General features: G+C 72.5%; 18 protein-coding genes. 9 read left to right on the forward strand and 9 right to left on the reverse strand.

The window, feature by feature from the left end; all coding sequences use genetic code 11:
- Positions 1 to 22 precede the first annotated feature (22 nt).
- From ACIP8Z_RS37475 to ACIP8Z_RS37485, 3 genes are all read right to left on the reverse strand, one after another.
- Complete coding sequence (locus tag ACIP8Z_RS37475; protein ID WP_402091498.1) at positions 23 to 1,582, reverse strand: DUF5719 family protein; 1,560 nt, start codon at positions 1,580 to 1,582, stop codon at positions 23 to 25.
- The gene (locus tag ACIP8Z_RS37480) at positions 1,579 to 5,328 is read right to left on the reverse strand and encodes a glycosyltransferase family 2 protein (protein ID WP_402091501.1); all 3,750 of its coding nucleotides are present in this window, start codon (positions 5,326 to 5,328) and stop codon (positions 1,579 to 1,581) included. Before ACIP8Z_RS37480 ends, ACIP8Z_RS37475 begins: the two co-directional genes overlap by 4 nt.
- Positions 5,329 to 5,760: 432 nt before the next feature.
- On the reverse strand, positions 5,761 to 6,024 hold the full coding sequence (locus ACIP8Z_RS37485) for a WhiB family transcriptional regulator (RefSeq protein ID WP_015033978.1): 264 nt from the start codon (positions 6,022 to 6,024) through the stop codon (positions 5,761 to 5,763).
- Positions 6,025 to 6,726: 702 nt separating this feature from the next.
- Between ACIP8Z_RS37485 and ACIP8Z_RS37490 the strand changes: the two genes are divergently transcribed.
- The 3 genes from ACIP8Z_RS37490 (at position 6,727) to ACIP8Z_RS37500 (ending at position 9,678) form a co-directional block, all read left to right on the forward strand.
- A complete protein-coding gene (locus ACIP8Z_RS37490) occupies positions 6,727 to 7,248 on the forward strand; it encodes a cysteine dioxygenase (protein ID WP_402091503.1) in 522 nt (173 codons plus the stop codon).
- 118 nt (positions 7,249 to 7,366) lie between these two features.
- Complete coding sequence (gene cofD / locus ACIP8Z_RS37495) at positions 7,367 to 8,320, forward strand: 2-phospho-L-lactate transferase (RefSeq protein ID WP_402091505.1); 954 nt, start codon at positions 7,367 to 7,369, stop codon at positions 8,318 to 8,320.
- A gap of 32 nt (positions 8,321 to 8,352) precedes the next feature.
- The gene (locus tag ACIP8Z_RS37500) at positions 8,353 to 9,678 is read left to right on the forward strand and encodes a coenzyme F420-0:L-glutamate ligase (RefSeq protein ID WP_402091508.1); all 1,326 of its coding nucleotides are present in this window, start codon (positions 8,353 to 8,355) and stop codon (positions 9,676 to 9,678) included.
- A gap of 68 nt (positions 9,679 to 9,746) precedes the next feature.
- Here ACIP8Z_RS37500 and ACIP8Z_RS37505 read toward each other — a convergent pair whose 3' ends face one another.
- The 3 genes from ACIP8Z_RS37505 to ACIP8Z_RS37515 form a co-directional block, all read right to left on the reverse strand.
- Positions 9,747 to 10,709, reverse strand: a complete 963-nt coding sequence (locus ACIP8Z_RS37505) for a DNA-3-methyladenine glycosylase family protein (protein ID WP_402091510.1) — start codon at positions 10,707 to 10,709, stop codon at positions 9,747 to 9,749.
- 409 nt (positions 10,710 to 11,118) lie between these two features.
- Entirely contained in the window at positions 11,119 to 12,201 is a 1,083-nt protein-coding gene (locus ACIP8Z_RS37510) for a sugar phosphate nucleotidyltransferase (RefSeq protein WP_402091513.1), read from the reverse strand.
- A gap of 104 nt (positions 12,202 to 12,305) precedes the next feature.
- Entirely contained in the window at positions 12,306 to 13,820 is a 1,515-nt protein-coding gene (locus ACIP8Z_RS37515; protein ID WP_402091515.1) for a peptidoglycan recognition protein, read from the reverse strand.
- 137 nt (positions 13,821 to 13,957) lie between these two features.
- Between ACIP8Z_RS37515 and ACIP8Z_RS37520 the strand changes: the two genes are divergently transcribed.
- The 4 genes from ACIP8Z_RS37520 to ACIP8Z_RS37535 all read left to right on the forward strand — a co-directional run bounded on the left by ACIP8Z_RS37520 (position 13,958) and on the right by ACIP8Z_RS37535 (position 20,079).
- Positions 13,958 to 14,710 carry a TIGR03089 family protein gene (locus ACIP8Z_RS37520; protein WP_402091517.1) on the forward strand — a complete coding sequence of 251 codons (753 nt, stop codon included), beginning with the start codon at positions 13,958 to 13,960 and terminating at the stop codon, positions 14,708 to 14,710.
- A 302-nt stretch (positions 14,711 to 15,012) separates the two neighbouring features.
- Positions 15,013 to 16,242, forward strand: coding sequence for an LCP family protein (locus ACIP8Z_RS37525; RefSeq protein ID WP_402091520.1), 1,230 nt, complete (start codon positions 15,013 to 15,015; stop codon positions 16,240 to 16,242).
- Between the two features lie 268 nt (positions 16,243 to 16,510).
- Positions 16,511 to 18,253 carry an LCP family protein gene (locus ACIP8Z_RS37530; RefSeq protein WP_402091523.1) on the forward strand — a complete coding sequence of 581 codons (1,743 nt, stop codon included), beginning with the start codon at positions 16,511 to 16,513 and terminating at the stop codon, positions 18,251 to 18,253.
- Positions 18,254 to 18,303: 50 nt separating this feature from the next.
- On the forward strand, positions 18,304 to 20,079 hold the full coding sequence (locus tag ACIP8Z_RS37535; protein ID WP_402091525.1) for an LCP family protein: 1,776 nt from the start codon (positions 18,304 to 18,306) through the stop codon (positions 20,077 to 20,079).
- Between the two features lie 84 nt (positions 20,080 to 20,163).
- Here ACIP8Z_RS37535 and ACIP8Z_RS37540 read toward each other — a convergent pair whose 3' ends face one another.
- Positions 20,164 to 21,198: a glycosyltransferase family 2 protein gene (locus ACIP8Z_RS37540; RefSeq protein ID WP_318210120.1), complete on the reverse strand. Its 1,035-nt coding sequence runs from the start codon at positions 21,196 to 21,198 to the stop codon at positions 20,164 to 20,166.
- Between the two features lie 257 nt (positions 21,199 to 21,455).
- Between ACIP8Z_RS37540 and ACIP8Z_RS37545 the strand changes: the two genes are divergently transcribed.
- A complete protein-coding gene (locus ACIP8Z_RS37545) occupies positions 21,456 to 22,847 on the forward strand; it encodes an LCP family protein (protein ID WP_402091529.1) in 1,392 nt (463 codons plus the stop codon).
- Positions 22,848 to 22,911: 64 nt separating this feature from the next.
- Here the strand turns inward: ACIP8Z_RS37545 and ACIP8Z_RS37550 are convergent, their stop codons facing one another.
- Positions 22,912 to 23,445, reverse strand: coding sequence for an acyl-CoA thioesterase (locus ACIP8Z_RS37550; protein ID WP_319322570.1), 534 nt, complete (start codon positions 23,443 to 23,445; stop codon positions 22,912 to 22,914).
- Positions 23,446 to 23,575: 130 nt separating this feature from the next.
- On the opposite strand from ACIP8Z_RS37550, the gene ACIP8Z_RS37555 reads away from it, so the two are divergent.
- Complete coding sequence (locus tag ACIP8Z_RS37555) at positions 23,576 to 24,853, forward strand: LCP family protein (protein WP_402091532.1); 1,278 nt, start codon at positions 23,576 to 23,578, stop codon at positions 24,851 to 24,853.
- 67 nt (positions 24,854 to 24,920) lie between these two features.
- Here the strand turns inward: ACIP8Z_RS37555 and ACIP8Z_RS37560 are convergent.
- Positions 24,921 to 25,016, reverse strand: a 96-nt coding sequence (locus ACIP8Z_RS37560; RefSeq protein ID WP_157849844.1) for an acyl-CoA dehydrogenase family protein, incomplete at its 5' end; no start/stop codon positions are given.

Consider the following 25,016-nt stretch of genomic DNA (forward strand, 5'->3'; position numbering starts at 1 on the left):
CCCGAGCCGCCCTCCCTCGCCTCTAGTCCAGGACCCCCAGGTCCTGGCGGGCCGACGGGACCTCGACCGTGCCCCGGTCGTCGACGAAGGTCTGGACCGTGAACATCGGGGTGCCGTCCAGCGGTACCGCCAGCGTCCTCGCCGCGTACACCTTGCCGCCCGAGACCGGTTCGACGGTCAGCGCGTAGGAGCCCTTGAGGCCCTCGGGGACCAGGTCGGTCACGGCCGTCGTCGTGCCCTCCTTGACGGTGACCGTCTTCGTCACGGGCGTGCCCCCGCCGGAACCCGCCGAGGCGGTGACCTTCACCTGCGCGGCCGCGCCGACGGCGGTCAGGGCCAGCGTCGTCGCCTTGGCCCGGTTGTCGGCGATCGTCGCGCGGGCGGAGATCGCCCCGGTGGCCGGCACGAAGGCGACCTCGGTGTCGTCGCCCTTGCCGCGGACCACCCGGAGGGCGGCCACGACGGGGGTGGGCTTCTTCGGGTCGCTCGGGCTGAGCATCAGCGAGCCGACCTCGCCGCGGGTGAGGTCCGGCAGCTCGATGGCGGCCGTCATCCCCGACTTCACGTGCAGGGAGCGGGCGCTCGCCGGGACGATCGTGCCGTTCTGGGTGACCAGCTGGATCTTCAGGTCGGCGTCGTCCTCGCCCGGGACGAACGCCACCAGGCGTACGGAGGTGGCGTCGCCCGGGATGCCGGGGAGCACGGCGGTGCTCGCCGGGTCGGCCGAGGCCGCGAGCCAGTCGCTGCCGAGCTTCTCGTCGGCGGAGCCGATGGCCGCGCCGACCCGGCCGCTGCGGGTGGTGACGTGGACGGTGACGGACTGCTGCGGGGCTTCGCCCGTGAGGGTGGAGAGCAGGACGGGGACCGTGGAGCGGGCGGGGACCGGGATGCCCTCGGTGAACTGGGACTTGAGGACGCCCTCGGGGCCGTACAGCTCGATGTCGGCGACGGCGGCCGTGTCGTCCGGGTTGGTGAGGTGGACGTAGTCCTGGCGTTCCTTGGCGGTGGAGGCCGCGGGGAACCAGAAGTCGGTGTCGGGGGCGCCGCAGCTGAGGCCGAGGAGGCCGCGGGCGCCGCCCGCCGGGACGACGGTGGTCTGCTGGACGGTCCAGCCGGGGGCGAGGGTGCCGGTCGCCGCGCCGGTGAGGGCGGGTGCGGCGGGGCCGTTCGCCTCAGCGGTGACGGGCTTGCCGGGGGCGGTGACGGTGGCCGGCGCCTTCGGGGCCTGCGCCTTCTTGCCGCCCTTGGTGGCGCCGCCGGAGGTCGTCGTGCTCGCGGCGGGCCGCAGCTGGGCGGTGGCGGTGGCGGGCTTGTCGGCCGCGCCGGAGCCGCCCGTACCACCCGTGCCGCCCTTCGCCGGGTCCGTACCGCCGCTGAGCGGGGTGTACGAGGTGTAGAGGGTCTCGGCCACCTCGGAGGTGCTGGGCACCGGGCAGGCCAGGCCCGCGCGCTCGACCGGCAGTCGGGTGGGCGCCTTGGCCCGGGGGGCGGCGGCGCCGTCCGGGGTGGTGAGGGACGCGAAGCCGGTGACGGCGGCGAGCGCCGTGGCGCCCGCGATCAGGGAGAGGGTCGTGCGCTTCACTGGTTGCTGCTCCCGTCGGGACGCTGCTCGGTCTCGTGGCCCTGGGGGTGCCCGTAGCCGTAGGTGTACGGGTCGTACTGCTGCGGGTCGTACGGCTGCTGTTGCTGCTCGTAGCCCTGGCTGTCGTACTGCCCCTGCTGGGGGTCGTACTGCTGCGGGTCGTAGCCCTGGCCGGCGTACGGCTGCTGCGGGTCGTACTGCTGCGGCTGCTGCTCGTAGCCCTGCTGCGGGTACGAGTACGGCTGCTGCTGGTACGGGTCGGCCGCGTACTCCTGGTAGTAGCCCTGCTCGGCGTACGCCTGGGGCTGGGGCTGCTCCTGGTGGCCGCCCTGCGGCTGCTCCTGGGCCTGTGCGTAGGCGGTGTCGTGGCCGCCGTCCCACTCCTGGGGCTCCTGGGCCTGCTGCTCCGGGATCGCGGTGGTCTCCGGAGCCGGGTCGGGACCGCCGGTCTCGGCGGCCTCCGCCTCGGCCTCCGCGGCGGCGCGCAGGCGGCGGGCACGGCGGCCGTCGCCCTCGGTCGCCTGCGCGGGGATCGCGAGCTCCTCCTCGGGCAGGTCGTCGTCGATCTCACGGCGCCGGCCGGGCAGGGCGAGGACGAGGAGGACGACGGCGAGTCCGACCTGGGCCCAGATCCACGCGCTGTGGGTGAGGGGCTGGTCGTACGTGAGGTCGAGGCGGCCGGCCTGGGCGGGGAGTTCGAAGCCCTGGGCCCAGCCGTCGACGGTGGTGCGGGTCAGCTCCTTGCCGTCGAGGGTGGCGGTCCAGCCCTCGTCGGCGCGGTCGGCGAGGCGCAGCACACGGCCGGCGGGGCCGGCCGGGATCCCGGTGTGCGCCTCGACGGGGCCGGCGGCGACGGCGACCGGGGCGGTCGGTGCCTTGGCGGAGTCCGCGGGCGCCTGCGTCGCGCCGTCCGCGGTCTTCGCCGCCGGCGGGACGATCATGACGCGGGCGATCTCGCGGTCCACCCGCCAGAGCGCGCTGCCGTCGAGCTGGCTGAGGCGGCTGAGTCCTGGGGTGGAGTCGAGGACGCGGCTCATCTGGCGCGGTGCCCCGTCCCGTACCAGGACGTAGCGGATCGCGTAGCCGCTGAGCTGTTCGGTCTGGTCGGCGCCGGAGCCGGCGACGAGGTGGGCGACGACGTCGTCGAGACGGGGGTCGTCCTCGGCCGCCGCGTTGAGTTCGGCGTCGCCGAGGCGGGCGCCGGAGCCGCGGACCAGGGTGTACGTGACCTCGCCGGGCGAGGTGCCGCCGAGGACGAGGGTGCGGGGCTGGTCGCGGGTGCCGGACTCCTCGGCGACGAACGCCGGGACCTGGACCGGGTCGCGCCGGGTCAGCGGGCCGTCGGCGCCGGCGATCATCCAGCCGGCGGCGGCGACGGCGGGGCCGACGGCGCAGGCGAGGGCGATCAGGGCGGCGACGGGCTGGCGCCAGCCGAAGCCGTGGGCGGCGACGCGGGTACGACCGCCCTCGGCGCCGATCATGCCGGCGGCGATGAGGGCGGCGCCGTAGACGAGGGTGGCGGGTCCGGCCCAGCCGGTGCCGCCCGCGCCGTTGGAGAGGGCGGCGAAGAGGAGGCCGGCGAGACCGGCGGCCCAGGCGGCGCGGACGGCGAGCTGCCGCTCCTCGCGCAGCAGCCCGGCCAGGCCGGCGAGGACCAGGCCGGCCAGCAGGAGGCCGCCGGTGGTGCCGGGGCCGCCGGGGCTGGTGCCGAGCAGATCGAGCGCGGTGGCCGTGCCCGTGCGGATGTCGAGTCCCGCCTCGCGCAGGAACGCGGCCGGGTCGGTGAGCAGGGTCAGCGACCAGGGGGCGAGGACGAGGAGCGGGGTGCCGACGGCGGCCAGGAAGCGCAGCCCGTACGCGGTGATGTCGGAGCGGCGGACGACGAGCACGCCGAGGCCGAGGAGGACGGCGAGCGGCCAGACGACCGGGGTGAACGCGGTGGCGAAGGTCAGCAGGAAGGTGTACGCCCAGGTGGCGCGCCAGCTGCCCCGGTCCGGCCGGTTGAAGCCGTGGGCGGCGACGGCGGCGCGGGCCATCAGCGGCAGCAGGATCGCGAGGACCGCGGTGCCGAGCCGGCCGGTGGCGAGAGCCCCGGTGGCGGCGGGCAGGAACGCGTACGCGATGGCGCCCCACGCGCGCAGGAGCCGGGACTCGACGATGCCGCGGGCGGCGAAGTACGCGGTGAAGCCGGCGAGCGGGACCGAGCAGACGAGCAGCAGGGTCAGCGCGGTGGAGGTGGAGCCGAGGAACAGCGCGGAGAGCGCGGCCAGGACGGCGAGGTACGGCGGGGCGGTCTGGGTGCCGCCGGTGCCGAGGGCGTGCCAGCCGTCGGCGTACCGCGACCAGAGTTCGGAGACGGTGTCGGGGGCGGGCAGCAGGGCGCCGCCGGCCAGCGAGCCGCCGGCGAAGAGGTCGCGGGAGGCGACCAGGGAGATGAGGAGCAGGAGGCCGAAGAGGACCGGTCCGGGCTTGCGGGCGATCTTCTTGAGCCGGGCGAACTGCTCGACCTCAAGGTAGTCGGCGTCGTCGCCGCCGGGACCCGACTCGACGACGCCGTGGCGGGAGCCGCCGGAATCGGCCTCGGAGCCGCCGAAGTTGGCGGTGAACTGTTCGACGGCGGCGCGGACGGTGGCGCCGGGCGGCGGGAACAGCGGGCGGAGTTCGTTCGCCGGGACGGCGGGGTTCTTGCGGCGTCGGCGGGCGGCGAGGATCTTCTCGGGGCGCAGCAGGGTGGCGAGGAGGCCCATGACCTCGTCGACGGCCTGCCCGGGGACCTTGCCGACGAGGTAGGCGAGGGTGCGGAGCAGGGTGCTGACGATCAGCCGGACGAGGACGTACGGGAGGGCGGCGCCGCGGCTGTTGGCGAGGAGGGTGTAGACGGCGCCGGCCTTGTCGACGCGGTGCGGGTTGGCGGCGGTGCGTCCGGCGCAGTCGACGGTGCGGCGCTCGCGGGCGGAGGCCTCGGCGTGCCGGAGGACGGCGTCGGGGGCGATCAGGACGCGGTGTCCGGCGGAGTGGGCGCGCCAGCACAGGTCGACGTCGTCGCGCATGAGGGGCAGGCGGCGGTCGAAGCCGCCGAGCTCCTCGAAGACGTCGCGGCGGACGAGCATGCCGGCGGTGGAGACGGAGAGGACGGAGCGGACCTGGTCGTGCTGGCCCTGGTCCTGCTCGCGGCGGTCGAGTCCGGTCCAGCGGCGGCCGCTGCGGGCGATGGAGACGCCGGTCTCGAGCAGCTGCTTCCGGTCGTACCAGCCGCGCAGTTTGGGGCCGATGACGGCGGCGTCCGCGTCGGAGTCGGCGACGCGCAGGAGTTCGGCGAGGGCGCCGGGCTCGGGGGCGCAGTCGTCGTGGAGCAGCCAGAGCCACTGGACCGGTTCGCCGTGCGGGAGTTCGGGGAGGTCGTACGCCTCGTCGTTCCAGCTCCGGCTGACCGGGTCCCAGCCGCTGGGGCGCTTCAGATAGGGGAGGTCCTCGGGTCCGAGCACGGGCGCGGTGCGGGCGGCCTCCTCGACGGCGGCACCGAAGCCGGTGCGGCGGGCGAGGTGGAGGACGCGGTCGGCGCCGATGCCGTCGGCGAGGAGCTGCGCCGAGTCGTCGGCGCTGCCGGTGTCGGCGGCGACCACGTTCTGCACGGGGCGTTCCTGGGCGAGCAGCCCGGCGAGGGCGTCCGGCAGCCAGCGGGCGCCGTCGTGGGTGACGAGCACGGCGGTGACGACGTGTCGCGGAAACTCAGGAGTTGAGGACATCGAGCTACGGGCCCTCCGGCCGGGGTCGCCCGCGGGGGGCGTGGGAAGCGTCTCGGACGGAGGCCCACACTAACGGCTGCACGCGGAGCGGTCCGCCGCCGCTGTGGACAGAGCGGGAGGAAGGGTTTCTTGCGACGCGGACGGGGTTTCCCGCGGTACGGGCGGGACGGCGGGGCTTCCGGCGGCGGCCGGTCCGCGTCCTGACAGCGGGCCGGCCACCTTCTGACACGCGGAACGGTCCGCCTCCTGGGGATGAACCACAGGTGGCGGACCGTTCGCGGTGGACCGCGTGTTCTCGGTGGGCCGCGTGTTCCCGGTGGGCCGCGTGTTCCCGGTGCGTGCACCGGGGCGCGTGGGGCTCCGGAGGCTTCGCGTCGGGCCCGGGAGGCTTCGCGCGGGGCCCGGGAGGCTTCGCGCGGTTCGAGCGGCGGCTCAGACCGCGGCCTTCTTCAGGCGGCGTCGCTCGCGCTCGGAGAGGCCGCCCCAGATGCCGAACCGCTCGTCGTTCTGCAGGGCGTATTCGAGGCACTCGGAGCGGACCTCGCAGGCGAGGCAGACCTTCTTGGCCTCTCGGGTCGAGCCGCCCTTCTCGGGGAAGAAGGACTCGGGATCGGTCTGGGCGCACAGCGCGCGCTCCTGCCAGCCGAGTTCTTCGTCCGCGTCCTCGACCAGCAGTTCCTGGAACAACTCGGTCATGTGCGCCCCTCGTCTGTTCTGTGCGTCCCCGTGGTCTTGCCGTTGCGAACCCGGCCGAACGACACGAGTGAAATTACAAGTTCGTGCTCTGCGCGAGTCAAGCCGAGATCTGCTATTGGGCCTCGTATTCACTCTGCGGAACCAAGCCTATGCGGAAAGTGTTCAAATCACCAAAAAACGAGACACATGCCACCGGCCTGGGTGCACCGTGCGCAACCCTTCGGAAGGGAGGACGTCCGAGACTTGGATCTTGTTGCGATCCAGCCATGGAAGCGATCCGGATCACAGTCCGATCACGGACCGGCCGGGGTCCGCGTGGTGACCGAGCGTGGTCGATCACGCGGGCGCCGCCATGTTTACGGGCACGGTTGAAGCGCCATCTGTCCTGGTCCGCGGCTGAACAAACCTTTCTCCGCGCACTGTAACCGGATGAGGTGAAACATTACCCCCAAATCGGGCATTGAGTTGACAGTCGGGTGTCCTTCCGGCCACCTTTGGTGGCATGCCAGCGACCGCAGCGCTCTCCGCGACCCACAGCCGTGGGTTCCGCAGCGCTGTCCAGGCGCGCTGTTGCTGTTGCTGTCCCAGCTGTTGATGCCGTAGAGCTCCAGCTTTCTCCCCCAGCGTCACCCTGCGTCACTCGCGTCACCTCTTCTCCGTGACCCCCACCGCTTCTGTTTCTGCTGAGGAACCTCCCCACCCATGAACATGGACAGCGACCTTCAGATCGCCGGCGACATCCTCGAGGTCCCGCACCTCCTCCAGCCCGAGCGCGCCCACCCCGAGACGGTGGCCGAGTTCGCCGGCCTGGCCCGCTCCATCGCCGACGACCGCGCCCAGTGGGCCCCGTACGTCGAGTACGACGCCACGACCCGCTGGTACCACCGGCTGCGCACCGGCCCCGGCTACGAGGTGTGGCTGCTCTCCTGGGTGCCCGGCCAGGGCAGCGGGCTCCACGACCACGGGGTCTCCTCCGGCGTGCTGACCGTCCTGGAGGGCGAACTGACGGAGCGTACGGAGCGGGGCACGCGGAGGCTCGCGCCCGGCTCGCAGCGGGTGTTCGCGCCGGGGTACGTCCACGAGGTCGTCAACGACTCCCTCGAACCGGCCGTCAGCCTGCACGTCTACTTCCCCGGCCTCACCGAGATGCCGATGCACGAGTCGCTCCAGGCGCAGTGCGCCCCCGTCTCCGCCCCGCTGACCCCGGGCGCCGTCGTCGCCTGACAGCCCCACCCGTCTCCCGGCCACCACCCCTCATACGATCAGCCTTCGGCTGACAGCCCCACCCGCCTCCCGGCCACCACCCCTCATACGATCAGCCTTCGGCTGACAGACTGTCTGCATGCGCATTGTGGTTCTGGCCGGCGGTATCGGTGGTGCCCGTTTCCTTCGCGGCCTCAAGCAGGCCGCGCCGGACGCGGAGATCACGGTCGTCGGCAACACCGGTGACGACATCCATCTCTTCGGGCTGAAGGTCTGCCCCGACCTGGACACGGTGATGTACACCCTCGGCGGTGGCATCAACGAGGAACAGGGCTGGGGACGTACGGACGAGTCCTTCACCGTCAAGGAGGAACTCGCGGCGTACGGCGTCGGACCCGAGTGGTTCGGCCTCGGCGACCGGGACTTCGCGACCCATATCGTCCGTACGCAGATGCTCGGCGCCGGCTACCCGCTGAGCGCCGTCACCGAGGCGCTCTGCGCACGCTGGCAGCCGGGCGTACGTCTCCTCCCCATGTCCGACGACCGCGTCGAGACGCATGTGGCGATCGAGGTCGACGGCGAGCAGCGCGCGGTGCACTTCCAGGAGTACTGGGTGAAGCTGCGCGCCTCCGTCGACGCCAAGGCGATCGTGCCGGTCGGCGCGGAGGCCGCGAAGCCCGCGCCGGGCGTCCTGGACGCCATCGCCGAGGCGGACGTCATCCTCTTCCCGCCGTCCAACCCCGTGGTGAGCGTCGGGACGATCCTGGCCGTGCCCGGGATCCGTGAGGCGATCGTCGGGGCCGGTGCGCCCGTCGTGGGCCTCTCCCCCATCGTCGGCGACGCGCCCGTGCGCGGGATGGCCGACAAGGTGCTCGCGGCGGTCGGAGTGGAGTCGACGGCGGCGGCGGTCGCCAGGAACTACGGCTCCGAGCTCCTCGGCGGCTGGCTCGTCGACACCGTCGACGCGGACGCGGTCGCGGACGTCGAGGCGGCGGGCATCCGCTGCCGGGCGGTCCCGCTGATGATGACCGATGTCGACGCGACGGCCGCGATGGCACGGGAGGCGCTGGCGCTCGCGGAGGAGCTGCGGTGACGGATGTTTCGGACGTGACGGATGTGGCAGATGTGACTTCCGGGTCTGTCGGGTCTGCGGAGGCTCCCTCGTATCGGGTCTGGGCGCTGCCCGGGCTGCCGGAGGTGACGGCCGGGGACGACCTGGCCAAGCTGATCGCCTCCGTCTCGCCGGAACTCGTCGACGGGGACGTCCTCCTCGTCACCTCCAAGATCGTGAGCAAGGCCGAGGGGCGGGTGATCGCCGCCGACGACCGCGAGGAGGCCATCGACGCCGAGACGGTACGGGTGGTGGCGCGGCGCGGCACCCTGCGGATCGTCGAGAACCGGCAGGGCCTCGTCATGGCCGCCGCCGGGGTCGACGCGTCCAACACCCCTTCCGGCACGGTGCTGTTGCTGCCCGAGGACCCCGACGCATCGGCGCGGCGCATCCGTTCGGGGCTGCGTGAGGCGCTCGGCGTCGACGTGGGCGTCGTCGTCACGGACACCTTCGGGCGGCCCTGGCGCGGCGGGCTCACCGACGTGGCGATCGGCGCGGCCGGGGTGCGGGTCCTCGACGATCTGCGCGGCGGGACCGACGCGTTCGGCAATCCGCTGAGCGCGACGGTGGTCGCGACGGCGGACGAACTCGCCGCCGCGGGCGACCTGGTGAAGGGCAAGGCGGCGGGTCTGCCGGTGGCCGTCGTCCGGGGTCTTCCGCACGTGGTGGCCGGGGACGAGGAGCCGGGGGCGCGGGCGCTGGTGCGCGGCGCCGCCGACGACATGTTCCGGCTGGGCACGTCGGAAGCCGTACGGGAGGCGGTGACGCTGCGGCGGACCGTACGGGAGTTCACCGACGACCCGGTCGACCCGGGGGCGGTACGGCGTGCGGTCGCGGCGGCCCTGACGGCGCCGGCCCCGCACCACACGACGCCGTGGCGGTTCGTGCTCCTGGAGTCGGCGGAGTCGCGGGTACGGCTGCTCGACGCGATGCGGGACGCGTGGATCGAGGATCTGCGGCGGGACGGCCGGTCCGAGGAGTCCATCGCGAAGCGGGTCCGGCGCGGGGACGTCCTGCGCAACGCGCCGTATCTGGCGGTGCCCTGCCTCGTCATGGACGGCTCCCACCACTACGGCGACGCGCGCCGGGACACGGCCGAGCGCGAGATGTTCGTGGTGGCGGCGGGCGCGGGCGTCCAGAACTTCCTGGTGGCGCTGGCCGGTGAGCGTCTCGGCTCGGCGTGGGTCTCCTCGACGATGTTCTGCCGGGACGTCGTACGGGAGGTCCTCGACCTGCCGGACGACTGGGACCCGCTGGGGGCGGTGGCCATCGGCCGTGCGGCGGGGGAGCCGAGGGAGCGGGGGGCGAGAGCGGTTTCGGGGTTCGTCGCGGTGAGGTAGGTGCGGGGTGGGTGCGCCGGTGATGGGCCCGCCCTGCCGGGCCGTGGGTCTGCCCGGCCGGGGCGCCGCTAGAGCGCCGTGATGTTGCCCGGGGTCATGCGGGGGGCCCGGCGGGGTGGGACGCGGCCGCTGAGGAGGATCAGGCGGGCCGCTCGATGACGTTGCCCCGCGTACGGGGCCAGGAGGTCGAGCATCGCCTCGTCGTCGGCCGTCCGGTCACCCGCCAGGGCCCAGCCGACGATGCCGGGGAGGTGGAGGTCGCCGGTGGTGACCTCGTCCGGGGCGCCGTTGCTGCGCTGGATCGTCTCCGCGCTCGTCCACGGGCCGATGCCCGGGATCAGTTCCAGGCGCCTGCGGGCCGCCGGCGGGTCCATGAGGACGGCCTCCTCCAGGCGGGCCGCGACCCTGGCCGCGCGGACGATCGTCGCCGAGCGCTTGCCGTCGACGTTCGCGCGGTGCCACTCCCACGACGGGATCTGGGTCCACGTCCGTGCGTCCGGCATCACGTGCATGCCCTCGGGGGCCGGGCCCGGCGCGGGCTCGCCGTACTTCCGTACGAGGTGCCGCCAGGCTCCGTACGCCTCCGTCGTCGTGACCTTCTGCTCCAGGATCGTCGGGATCAACGACTCCAGGACCAGGCCCGTACGGGTCAGCCGGAGGCCGGGGCGGCGGCGGTGGGACGCCAGGACCAGCTTGTGGCGGGGGACGAAGGCGGCGGGGTCGTCGTGGGCGCCGAGCAGTCCGGGGGCGTTGTCCAGGAGCCAGGTGGCGCCTGGGCCCCAGGCCTCGGCCGCGGCCGCGCCGTCGCGGACCGCGACCCGGATCGTGCCGGGACCGTCGGGGGTGCGGCTGGCCCGCCAGACGGAGCCGTCGGGGGTCACCCGGAAGGTGGGGTCGGCGGGGCCGCGGCGGAGGGGACCGAGGGTGAGGCCCAGGTCCAGGGGGGCGTCGGTGGGTGTGGGTACGGGGATGTGGCCGCCGCGGACCGTGGTGACGGTGGTGGGGGTGGGGGGTCTGAAGCGGCCGGCCATGGGTATGAGCGTAGCCCGGTGCGGGTGGGTGGGGAGGGGGTCGCGGTGTGAGCCGTGCCGGGGCTTGCGCGAGTGGGGCGGTGCGTCGGCGTCGGCGGCGTGGGCGATCGCTCCGTTGGCCGGTGCGCGGTCTCACGGTCGACGCGGCCGTCACCCCCGGCCCCGGCCCCGCCCCGTGGGGTCCCCCCAGACTCCGTCCGGGGGACCCCCACGCCCCGGCGGAACAGTTGCCCACAACGAGGTGGGCGGGGGCGCCGTCCCCGGCGGGTGGGCGTCGCCCCGGCGGAGCTGAGGGCCGCAACGAGGTGGGCGGGCGCGCCGGGCCGGCGGTGCGGCGGGCCACGACGCGGGCGGCCGGGGCTCGGCCCGGGTGGGTGGAGGAGCCCGTCGGCCGGGTGCCTTGAGGGGCCTACTGGTCCGAGGAGAAGCGGATCGTGCCGGCGGGGAGGGTGGCGTCGCACCAGATTCTTATGCCGTCACGGAGTTCGTTGTCCGGGCCCACCTGCGCCCCGTCCCCGATCACCGCGCCCGTCAGGACCGTGCGCGCGCCGATGCGGGCGCCCGCGCCGATCAGGGAGTCGGTGACCACCGCGCCCGGTTCGACGACCGCGCCGGCCAGCAGCGTGGAGCCCGATATGCGGGCGCCCTCGCCGACGACCGCGTCCGCGCCGACGACCGTGCCGCCGGTCAGCTTGGCGTCCGGGGCCACGCGGGCCGACGGGAGGACCAGGCGGTCGCCGCAGCGGCCCGGGACGGCCGGGGAGGGCGCGCGGCCCAGGACCAGGTCGGCGGAGCCGCGGACGAAGGCCTGCGGGGTGCCGAGGTCCAGCCAGTACGTGGAGTCGACCATGCCCTGGAGGTGGGCTCCGGAGGAGAGGAGTTCCGGGAAGGTCTCGCGCTCGACCGAGACGGGGCGGCCGGCGGGGATCTCGTCGATGACCGAGCGCCGGAACACGTACGCGCCGGCGTTGATCTGGTCGGTGACGATCTCCTCGGGGGTCTGGGGCTTCTCCAGGAAGGCCGTCACCCGTCCCGTGGCGTCCGTGGGGACCAGGCCGAAGGCGCGCGGGTCCTCGACCCGGGTGAGGTGGAGCGAGACGTCCGCGCCGGAGGAGGAGTGGGTGGCGACGAGGGCCTGGATGTCGAGGCCCGTGAGGATGTCCCCGTTGAAGATCAGGACCGGGTCGTCGGGGCCCGAGTGCAGTCGCGAGGCGACGTTGCGTATCGCGCCGCCCGTGCCGAGCGGCTCCTCCTCGGTGACGTACTCCAGGCTCAGGCCGAGCGCCGAGCCGTCACCGAAGTGCGGCTCGAAGACCTCGGCCAGGTAGGAGGTGGCGAGCACGATGTGCTCGACGCCGGCGGCGCGGGCGCGGGCCAGCTGGTGCGTCAGGAAGGGGACGCCGGCCGCCGGAACCATGGGCTTGGGCGTGTTGACCGTGAGCGGTCGCAGCCGTGTTCCCTTGCCACCGACCAGGAGGATCGCTTCTGTCACCTTGTCGTCTCTGCTTCCTGTTCGGGGCCGGTCAGCTCGCCCGTCCCGGTCGTCCGTGCGATATGACCGGTCAGTTTAGGCAGATGGTTGCCCCGATGACCCCATCAGCTCCTTCCCTGGAGCTTCGCGGAGCTCGTGCGGGTCGTTCCGAGCTTGCCGTACAGCCGTGCTCCGGGGCACTCCGTGGCGAATCCGTCACGGTGTCCCGCGATGGAGTGGAACTTGACCGTGCTGCCCTTCTTGTACAGGTTTCCGCCGCCGGAGACGAGGTACGCCGAGCCCTTCGGATTCACCCCGTGGAGCCCGAGCTTCCAGGCTGTCAGGCGGGCGACGGCGGTCACCACGGCGGCCGGCGGGGTGGTCTTGGTGAAGGTGCCGAGGACGGCGATGCCCATGCTGTTGGTGTTGAATCCGAGGGTGTGCGCGCCGAGGACGGGCTTGGCCACTCCCCCGGCCCGGCCTTCGTAGATGTTTCCGCACTTGTCGACGGCGAAGTTGTAGCCGAAGTCTCGCCATCCACTGCTCTGGACGTGGTAGCGGTAGATACTGCGCAGGACGGAGGGGGCCTGGGCGCAGGTGTAGTTGTTGCCGGTGGCGCTGTGGTGCACGAAGGCGGCCTTGATGGTCTTGGTGTAGACGAAGCCCTTCTCGCGGATCCGCTCGTCGGCGCCCCAGCCCGCGCGGGTGATGATCTTGGGCCGGGGGCCGATGTACGGCTTCGCGGCGGCCATCTGCCCGGAGGCCTGGGCCTCGGCGGGGGCCTGGGCCTCGCCCGGGACGGCCGGCGGGGCCATCGCCTGCGGCGCCCTGGGCACGTACGGAAGCGTGATCTCCGTGGCCTCCTTCGACAGGGCCGGGATCCAGGCCGCGCCGAACGGGGCGAGCTGGGCGTTCACGCCGCTCGCCGCCGCCTGCGCCGCGTTCAGGCCGGCCGGCGTCAGCGAGGCCGCCGCCGTGCGGGACCAGGAGGCCGGTGTCACCGTCGAGGCCGTCGTGGCCGCGGTCACGGGGGTCGCCGCCGCCGTCGGGTCCTGGGCCGGGTCCTGGGCGGGGGCCCCTCCCGGGGCCTCGCCCGGGTCGACCAGTTCCAGCCGCAGGCCCTCGGGGAGCGGCTCGTCCCCCCGTACCCGGATCTCCACGCCGTCCGAGTCACCCACCCACAGCGGGGCCGTGGAGCCCTTGAGCGCACGACCGTGGCCTTCCGCGGTGTCCGGGTCGGCGCCGTGTTCCTCGTTGTGGGTCTCCACGTCCTGCCACTCCGACCAGGCGCCGCCGCCGGTGGCGCGGGTGCGGACCTGCACGACGCCGTGCAGGGCGGCCGCCGGGTCGTCCCACACGACGCCGACGAGTGAGAAGGGTCTGACATCGCGTCGGGTGAGTCCCTGGACGTCGGCGTCGTCCGTCCCGCCGCCCAGCGAGCGGTCGCTGTCGTCGAGTGGCTCCAGTGGCAGGGACTGCGTGGCGCCGGGCAGTTCGGGCGCGGGTGGCTGCGCGGAGGCCGCCGGTGGCAGCCCCAGCGCCGATGGCACCGCGGCCGCCGCGGGTGCGGCGAGAGAGACCGGCAGGGCGAGGACCGTCGCGCAGGTCACGGCGATCGAGGAGGCGAGTGAGCAACGCATGGGCCGATCGTGCGTAGTTCGGGGCCGTTCCGCGCGTCGGGAACCCGCCGGGAAACCGACGCCCCGTCGGGCCGACCGGTGGACGGCGTCACCGGTACGGCGGACCCCGGGGTGGCGGCGCGCGTACGCTGTCCGGCGTGAACGCCAGCGACCGCACCCCCGCCGACCTGCTGCGATCCGCGCTCGCCGCGGACCCCGCCCGCCCCTTGGTCACCTTCTACGACGACGCCACCGGTGAGCGGGTGGAATTGTCCGTCGCCACCTTCGCCAATTGGGTGGCCAAGACGGCGAACCTGCTCCAGGGCGAGCTGTCCGCCGAGCCCGGCGACCGGCTCGCGCTGCTGCTGCCCGCGCACTGGCAGACGGCCGTCTGGCTGCTCGCCTGCGCGTCCGTCGGGGTGACCGCGGAGGTGGGCGGCGACCCGGCCGGCGCGGACCTGGTGGTCGCGGGGCCGGACACGCTCGATGCGGGTCTCGCCTGTTCCGGGGAGCGGATCGCGCTCTCCCTCGCCCCGCTGGGCCGCCGCTTCCCGGCCGTGCCCGCCGGGTACGCGGACTACGCGGTGGAGGTACCGAGCCAGGGCGACCGGTTCGCGCCGTTCGCGCCGGTCGATCCGGATGCTCCCGCGCTCGTCGTGGACGGGACGGAACGCAGTGGGGCGCAGCTCGTCGAGCAGGCCCGCGCGGAAGCGGAGGCCCTCGGTCTGGCCCCCGGTGCCCGGCTGCTCTCCGGGCTCGGTTACGGGGACTGGAAGGGCCTCTCGACGGGGCTGTACGCCCCGCTCGCGGCGGGCGGCTCGGTGGTCCTCTGCCGGAACCTGGACCAGCTGTCGTCCGAGTCCCTGGCCAAGCGCGTGGAGAGCGAGCGGGTCACGGTCACCGAGGTCTGACCGCCACCACCGAACACGCCTCCGCCCCGCCCGTCCCGCAGACGCCCCCCACCCCGACCGAGCGCCCTGTCAGACCCGTCCGGCATCAGCCCCCACCGACGGGGGCGCCGGATGACGACCAGTACCCCCCTCGTTCGGCGTAGCACCGCGCCGAGTCCACGCGTCACCGCGCCCCGTCCGGTACATGATCGGCCGGGGGGAGTCGACTCCTTCCGCACAACCAAGCGTGGGGTTCGGCCGTCTCCTTCTACGACCGGCGGCCGCCCGGCGCGCTGCCGACGCCATGAAGGACGGACTGAGACGTGACGGACCGTGCGGGTACGCCATCCGAACCGGATCCCCCGGCGACCGAGGGCACGGCGTCGGAGGGCACGGCTGCCGGGGCTCCGGAGGAGCCGCGCCGCCGACGCCACTGGCTGCGGTGGACGGCGCTCGGCGTCTCGCTCGTGGTGCTGGCCGCGGCCGCGGTCGGCTGGTGGTTCTACCGCAAGCTCGACGGCAACATCACCACGGACACCACCGCCGCCGCCGAGCTCCGGAGGTACGAGAAGGAGCGCCCGCCCGCGGTCGTCTCGGCCGCCCGGAACATCCTGCTCATCGGCTCGGACACCCGGGCGGGCGAGGGGAACCGGAAGTACGGCAAGGACGAGGGCACCCAGCGCTCGGACACGACGATCCTGCTGCACCTGTCGGCGGGGAAGAAGAGCGCGACGGCCGTCTCGCTCCCCCGCGACCTGATGGTGACGATCCCGAGCTGCCGCAAGCCGGACGGGACACGGACCCGTGAGCAGTTCGCGCAGTTCAACTGGGCCTTCGAGTTCGGCGGTACGGCGTGCACGATCCGTACGGTCGAGAAGCTGACCGGGATCCGGGTGGACCACCACATGGTGATCGACTTCCGGGGCTTCAAGAAGATGGTGGACGCCGTCGACGGCGTGGAGGTCTGCCTCAAGGAGCCGGTGAACGACCCGGCGGCGAAGCTGAAGCTGCCCGCGGGGCGCCAGACGCTCCACGGGGAGCAGGCCCTCGGCTTCGTACGGGCCCGGAAGTCGATCGGCAACGGCAGCGACACCGAGCGCATGGACCGCCAGCAGCAGTTCCTCGGCGCCCTGGTCAGCAAGGTGCAGAGCGACGGGGTCCTGCTGAACCCGACCAAGCTCTATCCGGTCCTGGACGCGGCCACCAAGGCGATCACGACCGACCAGGGGCTCGACTCGCTGCGGGACCTGTACGACCTGGCGCGTTCGATGCGGGCGATCCCGACCGAGAAGGTGCTGTTCCTCACGGTCCCCCGGCGCCCCTACGCGTACAACGCGAACCGGGACGAACTGGTGCAGCCGGCGGCGAGTCAGCTCTTCAAGCAACTGCGGGAGGACCGGGCCGTCGTGGTGACCCCGGGCGACGAGAAGAAGGACGGGACGGGAACGCGCGGGAACGGGACGGAGAGGAAGCCCGACGACGCGGACACCCCCGCTCCCTCCGTGACTCCGACCTTCACGGGACGCAGCGCCGCGGAAGGGGTGTGCTCCTAGCACGGCCGCCGGAGAGGGCCGCGGGGGCGGTGAGTAAAGGGCGCACCAAGGGGAGGGTGGGGAGGGATGAGGTTTGAGCAAATTGCCCGGTTGTAAGGGGCGTGGAATTTGTCACGCGCGTCGCCCCACGCTGAACTGGGCGGATAGTGTGACGCGATCCGGTGCACCCCGACCGCGTGGTCGCACTCACCAAGGATCGAACGACCGAGAGAGCGGCGCCCAGTGGGGGAGGCGCCTCGCGTGGCACCGACGGAGGACTCGAGTAACCGTGGACGCGCACAGCCGTGGACGGGCGGACGAGATCGACCCCGCCGACCAGTGGGTGCTCAACCCGCAGACGGGCAACTACGAACTGCGACTGGACCACTCCGCTGGGCAGTCACAGCCGCAGACACCGTCCGGCGCTCGTAGATCCACCGTTCCCGCTCCCGCGTCGCGCGACACCTCCGCCGACCCGTCCGTCGACGCCCCCGTGCCCGGCCAGCGCCGGCGGCGGGTCTCCGAGCCCGACGGCGGCCGGGGCAAGGAGTCGCCCGCGGGCCGCCGCAAGCGCAAGCAGGGCGCGTCCCGCAAGAAGAAGGTCCTGCTGTGGACCGGCGGCACGATGGCGTTCGTCCTCGTCGGCGGCGCGACCGGCGCGTACCTGCTCTACAACAAGCTCGACGGAAACATCGACGTCGTCGACCCGGTGGGAGTCCAGAGCAAGGGCTTCCGCAAGGGCGAGGCCTTCAACATCCTGATCATCGGCACCGACAAGCGGACCGGCGAGGGCAACTCGGGCTACGGCGACAACAACAGCCCCGGCCACGCGGACACCACGATCCTCTTCCACGTCTCCAAGGACCGGACGAACGCCACGGCGCTCTCCATCCCGCGAGACCTGATGACGACGATCCCCGAGTGCCAGACGCGGCAGCCCGACGGCCAGATCCTCACGATCCCCGGCCAGCGACAGGCCCGCTTCAACGTGAGCCTCGGCCAGGACGGCCGCGACCCCGGCTGCACCATGCGTACGGTCAAGGAGCTGACCGGCCTGACCGTCGACCACTTCATGATGGTCGACTTCAACGCCGTCAAGGAGCTGACCACGGCCGTCGGCGGCGTGAAGGTCTGCGTCGAGAAGGCCGTCGACGACCCCAAGTCGCACCTGAAGCTGCCGGCCGGCGAGTCGGTCATCGAGGGCGAGAAGGCGCTCGCCTTCGTCCGTACCCGCTCCAGCTTCGGCAACAAGAGCGACCTGGACCGGATCAAGGTCCAGCAGCAGTTCCTCGGCTCGATGATCCGGCAGATGAAGTCGAACGAGACGCTCACCAGCCCGACGAAGCTGTACGACCTGGCCGAGGCGGCGACGGACGCGCTCACCGTCGACAAGGGCATAGGGTCGCTCGGCAAGCTCCAGGACCTGGCCGGGGAGCTCTCCGGGATCGACACGAAGAACATCGCGTTCGCGACCCTCCCGGTCATCGACAACCCGGCCGAGCCCAAGCCGATCACCGTGGTGCCGCACCCGACGCAGGCGCCGCAGCTCTTCGCCGCGATGCAGGCCGACACGTCGCTCACCGAGGTGAAGAAGAAGCAGCAGGACGCCAAGAACGCCCAGACACAGGCTCAGGCGAAGCTCCTCCAGGGTGCGCGTGCCAAGGCCGTCGACGTACGCGTCGACGTCTTCAACGGCAGCGGCATCCAGGGCGCGGCCCAGTCGACCATCAACTGGCTGCAGAACGAAGAAGGCGTCACCCGCTCCACCAACAAGAGCAACGCCCCCGAGAAGGCGGCGAAGACGACGCTCACCTATGCACCGAACCAGGCCGATCAGGCCCGCAAGCTGGCGGACATGATGGGTCTGGCCGCCACGGCTCTCAAGCCGGGCACGCAGGACGCCGCGGAACGCGAGCCCATGACGCTGGTTCTCGGTGCCGACTTCAAGGGCGCGGGGGTGCCCATCAACGGTCCGGTGAAGGCGCCGGACGTCGAGAAGGTACAAGCTGACAAGCAGGTGTGCGCCAAGTAGTCCGGAAACACCGGGACTTGGCGCGCTCCTGACTGACGAGGGGACCTGGGGTGGGACAGAACAGCGTGCGTGGGGAGGGAACGCGCGGACGCGTTCCGCGCGCCCGTGAACTGGGCTGGGACGACGAGCTGTACGACGCCGGTGCGGCCACCGGCGCCGGGCCGGCCGACGCTCCCGAGGAGACGGACGAAAGCGCCGACTCCGGTACGACGACCCGCGCCGAACGCCGGCGTGGCGGTGGGAGCGGCGGGGGCGGGGGCAGCGCTGCCGACGGGCGGACGAGCCACCGTCGCGGCGGCTCGCGCCGGCGCGGCAAGAAGCCCGGCAAACGCAAGGCGCTGCGCTGGGTCGCGATCACGCTCGCGGTGCTGATACTCGGCACGGCCGGCGCCGGATACCTGTACTACGAGCACCTGAACAACAACATCCGCAGCGGCGGCCGCGCGGGCGGCGAGAGCGGCGTGAAGAAGGCCGCGCCGAACGCGCTCGGCGACACCCCGCTGAACATCCTGCTGATCGGCTCCGACAGCCGGGAGGACGAGAAGAACATCGCGCTCGGCGGCGGCCGGAACGACAAGGACCGCAAGCCCCTCGCGGATGTGCAGATGCTGCTGCACGTCTCGGCGGACCGCGAGAACGCCTCGATCATCTCCATCCCGCGCGACACGGTCGTCCCCATCCCCGCGTGCAAGGGCGAGGACGGCACGTCCTACGCGGCCACGGACAACCGGCCGATCAACGAGAGCCTCCAGCGCGGCGGTCCCGGCTGCACCCTGACCACCTGGGAGAGCCTCACCGGCGTCTACATCGATCACTGGCTGATGGTCGACTTCGCCGGTGTCGTGGCGATGGCCGACGAGGTCGGCGGTGTCCCCGTCTGCGTCAAGACCGGCGTGTGGGACAAGTCGAACGGGGTCGTGAAGGGCGGCTCCGGTCTGAAGCTGCCGCAGGGCACCACCGAGGTCAAGGGCGAGCAGGCGCTCCAGTGGCTGCGCACCCGGCACGCGTTCGGCAGCGACCAGAACCGCGCCAAGGCCCAGCACATGTACATGAACGGGATGATGAAGAAGCTCCAGGGCCAGAACGCCTGGAGTGACACCGGTCGTCTGATGGGCCTTGCCGAGACGGCCACGAACGCCCTCCAGGTCTCCGACGAGCTGAAGACGGTGAAGAAGCTCTTCGACCTGTCGATGCAGCTGAAGAACGTCAAGATCGACCGTCTCACGACGGCCACGGTCCCGACCTCCGAGTACCCGCCGAACCCCAAGGCGTGGCTCCAGCTGGTCCCCGCCTCCGCCGACAAGATGTGGTCGATGATCCGGGACGACGTCGCGTTCGACAAGAACGGCGACAAGGCCGGCACCAAGCCGAAGCCCTCGGCCCCCACGAAGCCGAAGACGGCCGCCGAGGCGCCCGGCTCCTTCGCCGTGACCGTCGCCAACGGCACCGCGGGCACCGACGAGGCGCCCGTCGAGGGCCGCGCCAAGGACATCACCAAGGTCCTCACGGGCAAGGGCTTCACACAGGCCGAATCCTCCAAGGAGGCGCAGCCCCGCGAGGACACGGTCGTCCTGTACCCGAAGGACGCCGGCGACCAGGGCAAGGCGAACGCCCTGTCCGTGGCGAAGGCCCTCGGACTGCCCGACGCCAAGGTCCGGGCCGATGCCAAGACCGAGGGCATCGCCCTCGTCATCGGAGCGGACTGGCGCGAGGGCACCGTGTTCAAGAGGCCGACGTCCGTCGCGGGCGACCTGCCCGCGGGCGCCGACGACAAGACCGCCTGCATGGACATCTACTCGGTCTACAAGTGGGACGGGAAGAGCTGACCCCCTCCCCCGCGTACGCGAACGGCGGCCGGGCCCCTTCGGGGGCCCGGCCGCCGTTCGCGTACGAAAGCCGTCAGAAGGCCGTCAGACCGTCTCGGACTCGCCTGCCAGGACCGCCGGGCGGCGGCTCGCGATGACCTTCTTCGCCAGCGAGCGCGGGCTCGTCAGGAAGCCGTAGCCCCACGACATGTGCATCGTCGCGAGCGCCACCGGGATCTGGAGGCGGGCCTTCAGCGAGAGGCCCTTGCCCGCGGGGAGCGAGCCGGCCGTGATCGCGGCGAGGTAGCCGGCCGGGATCACGAAGCCGAGCGGGGTGAGGACGGCGCCCACGACCAGGCCCGCGGCGATGGCGCACACGGCGGTCGGCGGGGCGAGGTAGCGGAGGTTGATCGAGCCCTGGTGGTAGCGGGCCACGACGTGGCGCCAGCGGCCGTAGTCCTTGTACTGCTTGGCGAGCGCGCGGACGCTGGGCCGGGGGCGGTACTGGACGCGCAGCTCCGGCGAGAACCAGATCAGGCCGCCGGCCTCGCGGATGCGGAAGTTCAGCTCCCAGTCCTGGGCGCGGATGAACTCCACGTTGTAGCCGCCCTGCTGCTCCAGCGCCTCACGCCGGAACACACCCAGGTAGACGGTCTCGGCGGGACCCGCCTCGCCGCCCGTGTGGAACGCGGCGTTGCCGACGCCGATCTTCGAGGTCATCGCGGCGGCGACCGCGTCCTCCCAGGCGTTCTCGCCCTCGGCGTGCATGACTCCGCCGACGTTCTGCGCGCCGGTCTCCTCCAGGAGCCGGACGGCCGTGGCGATGTAGTTCGGGGAGAGCATGCCGTGACCGTCCACCCGCACCACGATCGGGTGACGCGAGGCCTTGATCGCCGCGTTGAGCGCGGCGGGCGTACGGCCCGTGGGGTTCGGGACGGTGGTGACGCGGGCACGGGGATCGGACGCGGTCTCGGCGACGAGTTCGGCGGCGATCTCGTCGGTGCGGTCCGTGGACGGCCCGAGCGCGATCACCACCTCCATCTCGCCGTCGTACTCCTGCTCCAGGATGTGACGAACCGAGGTGCGCAGATACCGCTCCTCGTTGAGGACCGGCATGATCACGGAGACGGGGGGCAGCATGGTTCCTCGGGGGTTCGGGGGTCGCGCCCCGGAAGACAGCGGTTCTGCCCGCCACGTTACCGCGAACGGGGGACAGCGGGCGTGCCGCCCGGGCGGTGCTGCCTTGCGCTGATCGTATGGGCCTACCGTGCTCACGGTTCCCTTTGTCACACCCGCGGAGGTGTCCGTCCGTGCCCACACCGCCCCGCACGCCCCGTCCCCGGCCCGCCGCCCGTTCCGCGCCGGTCCGCCGGCCGCGGAGGCGCCCCCGGTGGGGGATGCGGATGGCGACGGCGCTCTCCGTGACGGTGCTCGCGGCGGGCGGGATCGGGCATGCGCTGGTCACCGGGCTCGACACCGGGATCACCCGGGTCGACCCCTTCAAGGACATGAAGAACCGGCCGCAGGCCGGGCACGGGATGAACGTCCTCGTCGTCGGCACCGACGGCCGGGACCGGATCACCCCCGAGGAGAAGGCGAAGTACCGGCTGGGCGGCGCGCCCTGCCACTGCACCGACACGGTGATGCTGGTCCACATCTCGGAGGACCGGGAGCGGGCGAGCGTGGTGAGCCTGCCCCGTGACTCGTACGCCGAGATGCCCGAGCACACCGATCTCACCAGCGGCAGGAGGCACCACGCGCATCCGGTGAAGCTGAACGCGGCGTACGCGGAGGGCGGGCCCTCGCTGACCGTACGGACCGTCGAGTCGATGACCGGCGTCAAGATCGACCACTACCTGGAGGTCGACTTCACCAGCTTCATGCGGACGGTGGACGCGGTCGGCGGGGTGCAGATCTGTACGACCCGGCCGGTCAAGGACTCCTACACCGGGCTCGACCTGCCGGCCGGCACCCACGAGCTGGACGGCGGGCAGGCGCTGCAGTACGTGCGCTCCCGGCACATCGACGGGGCCGCGGACATCGGGCGGATGCAGCGGCAGCAGCGGTTCCTGGCGGCGCTGGTCGAGCGGATCACGAGCGGCGGGGTGCTGTTCAACCCGGTGCGGTTCCGGGAGGTCGCCACGACGCTGCTGGGCTCCGTGCGGGCCGACGAGGACTTCGGTACGGATCAGCTGCTCGCCCTCTCCAAGGCGATGCGGGGCTTCACCCCGGCGTCGTCGGAGTTCGTGTCCGTGCCGATCGGGGACATGAGCTTTCCCGTGAAGGGGATCGGGTCGACGGTGAAGTGGGACGCGGCGAAGGCGCGGAGGCTGTTCCAGGCGCTGCGGGAGGACCGGCCCCTGGCCGCGTCCGCGTCGAAGCCGGGTTCCTCGTCCTCGGCGAAGGCGCCGAAGGCCCTGGTCGTGGATGTGGCACCGCGGACCGTGCGGGTGCAGGTGTACAACGGGACCCGGACGGACGGGCTGGGCCGGAAGGTCGACGACGCCCTGCGCGGGACCGGCTTCGACACCACCCGGACGCCGAAGACCGGGACCGGGAAGGAGCGGGCGCGGACCCTCGTGGAGTACGACCCCCGCTGGGACCGCTCGGCGAAGACCCTCGCGGCGGCCCTGCCGGGGGCGGAGCTGCGGGCCCTGAAGGGGCACGGGGGGACACTGCGGGTGACGGTGGGGGCGGACTACCGGGGGGTCGTGGCGGTTCGGGCGGAGGACTCGGGGAGGGCCGGGCCGTTCGAGGCGGTCACCGGGGACCGGGTGGTGTGTCCTTAGGGCCGGGACTCGGCCTGGCCCTGGCGCGGCCGCGACTCGGCCTGGCCCTGGCGCCACGGAGCCATCAGTCCTGGTAGCCCTCGGCCGCACGGCGTTCGCGGAGTTCCTTGATCGCCTGGCGGCGGGCCAGGCGGTGGGTGCGGCGGATCTGCGCCTCCTGGTTGCGGCGCTTGTCCTGTTCCGTCTCCGGGACGACCTGGGGCACCGGGCGCGGCTTGCCGTCCGCGTCGACGGCGGCGAAGACCAGGTACGCGGAGCCGACCTGGGTCGCGGGGGTGGACTCGTTCCAGCGCTCCGCGAGGACCCGTACGCCGACCTCCATCGACGACCGGCCCGTCCAGTTCACCTGGGCCTTCACATGCAGCAGGTCCCCGACCCGCACCGGCTCCAGGAAGACCATCTCGTCCATCGAGGCGGTGACCGCCGGACCGCCCGAGTGCCGGCCCGCGACGGCGCCCGCCGCGTCGTCCACCAGCTTCATGATCACGCCGCCGTGCACCGTACCGAGGAGGTTGGTGTCGTGGCTGGTCATGATGTGGCTGAGGGTGGTGCGGGAGGCGGAGGTGGGCTTGCCCGGAATATCGCCCTGATCTGTCATGCCCTCCACCATATGCCGGGTCCCGCGGCCGTCGCCGTTCGGTCCCCTTTGCATCAGCTTGGCAACAGCACCGGTCCGATCCTCCACCCGGCCTGTCGCGCGTAAAGGCCTGCCCGGCACACTGGTCCGCATGAATGACTGGCCCGAAGACGGCGGCTACGGCCGTGGCAGCGCGAACTCCCAGCCCGAGGGACCTCGCCGGATGAGCCATGTGCAGCGTCCGCAGGTTCCGCAGCAGCCGCCTCGGCACGACCAGGGTTACAACCCGAACTTCACCCAGGCGCAGGGCTCGGGTTACGACTCCGGTTACAGCTCGGGCCAGGTCTACGGCGGCCCGCAGGGCGGCGGGCCTCAGGGCGGAGGGCGCGGCACCGTGCCGCCGCAGTACGCGCCGGGCCCCGGCTCCGGCGGTCCCGGGCGTCCCGCCCCGGACTGGCGCAAGCGCATCAAGGTCGGCTCGATCGTCCTGGTCGTCGCCGTCACCGCCTGGGGCATCGGCACCTACGCCTGGGCCAGCTCGCAGATGCGCAACGAGGTCGACCTCTCCAAGGTCATCGAGCGTCCGGCGGAGGGCGACTGCACGACGTATCTGATCGTCGGCTCCGACAGCCGTGAGGGCATGTCCGCCGAGGAGAAGAAGAAGCTCCACACCGGCTCCGCCGAGGGCAAGCGGACCGACTCGATGATGATCCTCGCGGCCTGCTCCAGCGGGAACACGATGGTCTCGCTGCCCCGTGACTCCTGGGTGACGATCCCCAGCTTCGTGGGCTCCGAGTCGGGCAAGACGTTCCCGGCGCGCGGCGGCTCCAAGCTGAACGCCGCGTACGCGATGGACGGCCCCGAGCTGCTCGTCCGAACCGTCGAGTTCAACACCGGTCTGCGCATCGACCACTACGCCGAGATCGGCTTCGCCGGCTTCGCGAACATCGTCGACGCGCTCGGCGGTGTCGAGCTGAACATCGACAAGGGCTTCAAGGACAAGAAGTCCGGCGCGAACTTCCAGGCCGGTACGCAGACCCTCAACGGCGAGCAGGCCCTGGCCTTCGTCCGGACCCGGTACGCCTTCGCCCAGTCGGACCTGCAGCGGACGAAGAACCAGCAGAAGTTCCTCTCCGCGCTGGCCAACCAGGCGGCGACGCCGGGCACCATCCTCAACCCGTTCGCGCTGTACCCGACGCTGGGCGCCGGTCTGGACACGCTGATCGTGGACAAGGACATGTCGCTGTACGACCTCGGCAAGATGTTCTTCGCCATGAAGGGCATCAACGGCGGTGACGGCAAGTCGATGAACATCCCGATCTCGGGCCGCGCGCCGCAGAACTCCCTCAAGTGGGACATGCCGAAGGTGAAGCAGTTGGTGCAGCAGATCCAGAACGACGAGAAGGTCACCGTCGAGCCGAACCCCTGACCCGGTCGCGCGGACGACGAAGGGCGCCCCTCCCCGGCCGGGGAGGGGCGCCCTTCTCCTGTCTCCCCTACGGGAGGTTGCGGGCCATGACGATGCGCTGGACCTGGTTGGTGCCCTCGTAGATCTGGGTGATCTTGGCGTCGCGCATCATGCGCTCGACGGG

Source organism: Streptomyces sp. NPDC088553, from assembly GCF_044752965.1.
GTDB lineage: Bacteria > Actinomycetota > Actinomycetes > Streptomycetales > Streptomycetaceae > Streptomyces.

Excerpts from the sequence above, each read along its gene's own strand:
- ACIP8Z_RS37550 (WP_319322570.1), bottom strand. The coding sequence starts at position 23,445 with ATGACAGATCAGGGCGATATTCCGGGCAAGCCCACCTCCGCCTCCCGC.
- ACIP8Z_RS37485 (WP_015033978.1), bottom strand. The coding sequence starts at position 6,024 with ATGACCGAGTTGTTCCAGGAACTGCTGGTCGAGGACGCGGACGAAGAA.
- ACIP8Z_RS37515 (WP_402091515.1), bottom strand. The coding sequence starts at position 13,820 with ATGCGTTGCTCACTCGCCTCCTCGATCGCCGTGACCTGCGCGACGGTC.
- ACIP8Z_RS37545 (WP_402091529.1), top strand. The coding sequence starts at position 21,456 with ATGCGGATGGCGACGGCGCTCTCCGTGACGGTGCTCGCGGCGGGCGGG.
- ACIP8Z_RS37490 (WP_402091503.1), top strand. The coding sequence starts at position 6,727 with ATGAACATGGACAGCGACCTTCAGATCGCCGGCGACATCCTCGAGGTC.
- cofD (WP_402091505.1), top strand. The coding sequence starts at position 7,367 with ATGCGCATTGTGGTTCTGGCCGGCGGTATCGGTGGTGCCCGTTTCCTT.
- ACIP8Z_RS37555 (WP_402091532.1), top strand. The coding sequence starts at position 23,576 with ATGAATGACTGGCCCGAAGACGGCGGCTACGGCCGTGGCAGCGCGAAC.
- ACIP8Z_RS37480 (WP_402091501.1), bottom strand. The coding sequence starts at position 5,328 with ATGTCCTCAACTCCTGAGTTTCCGCGACACGTCGTCACCGCCGTGCTC.
- ACIP8Z_RS37505 (WP_402091510.1), bottom strand. The coding sequence starts at position 10,709 with ATGGCCGGCCGCTTCAGACCCCCCACCCCCACCACCGTCACCACGGTC.
- ACIP8Z_RS37540 (WP_318210120.1), bottom strand. The coding sequence starts at position 21,198 with ATGCTGCCCCCCGTCTCCGTGATCATGCCGGTCCTCAACGAGGAGCGG.